We start from the raw sequence: 880 nt of genomic DNA, 5'->3' as shown, positions 1-880 counted from the left end.
CTAGTACAGGGTGGCGGAAATAAACCGACCATTTTTGTGAGAGACTAAGCAAGAAGGGTCAAAACCCTTATGGGTAGTTTTTAAGGAATCAAGGTGTGGCAAGGTTAGCTCCAAAATCATTAGAATTGCTCTGTGGTGAACAGGACGAACTACAACATTTACTTAGTAGGCACAGTACACCACAGCAAATCGCACTGCGAGCAAAAATTATTCTACTTGCCTGGGAGGGCAAAAATAACCGTGACATTGCTCGAACGTTGAATATTAGTAGAGATATGGCTCGGACGTGGCGAAACCGATGGTTAGAATTAGGCGATCGCCAATTACCAGTGATGAAAAAATTGAGCGATGCAGAACGCGGTGGCGCACCAGCAAAATTTAGTATGGAGCAAATCGTCGAATTATTTGCGCTCGCGTGTTCAGATCCAGCAGAGCAGGGGCGACCGATAAGCCATTGGACGGCACGAGAACTTGCCGAGGAAGTAGTCAAACGGGGCATTGTTGAAAACATATCTCAACGCCATGTCGGAAGACTATTGGAAGAAGCTCAAATCAAACCACATCAGAACCGTTACTGGTTGACCCCCCCCCCCAGATGACGAATTTGATGCCAAGGTTCACAACATCACTAATTTATATTTAACTGCTTTTGAACGTGCCGTTGAGGGAGAACGCACGATATGTATCGATGAAATGACGGGTATTCAAGCCCTACAGCGTGTAGAAAAAGACCTGCCACTAAGACCTGGAAAAGTGTTAAGGCGAGAGTTTGAATATATTCGTCACGGTACACAAACCTTAATTGCAAATTTTGATGTCGTCACAGGTCAAATTGTTAGTCCAACTTGTGGAGACACGAGAACCGAAGAAGATTTTACCC

General features: G+C 44.9%; 1 protein-coding gene and 1 pseudogene. Both read left to right on the top strand.

Annotation, left to right across the window (positions count from 1 at the left end; genetic code table 11):
* Positions 1-95 precede the first annotated feature (95 nt).
* On the top strand, positions 96-599 hold the full coding sequence (locus tag AABK37_RS41585) for a helix-turn-helix domain-containing protein (protein ID WP_432557211.1): 504 nt from the start codon (positions 96-98) through the stop codon (positions 597-599).
* Between the two features lie 94 nt (positions 600-693).
* Positions 694-880: pseudogene (locus tag AABK37_RS41580) on the top strand (IS630 family transposase); the annotation flags it as partial.

Origin of the sequence: Tolypothrix sp. VBCCA 56010, from assembly GCF_050875635.1 — a bacterium.
Taxonomy (GTDB): domain Bacteria; phylum Cyanobacteriota; class Cyanobacteriia; order Cyanobacteriales; family Nostocaceae; genus Hassallia.
This window is presented reverse-complemented; position numbering and strand designations above follow the sequence as displayed.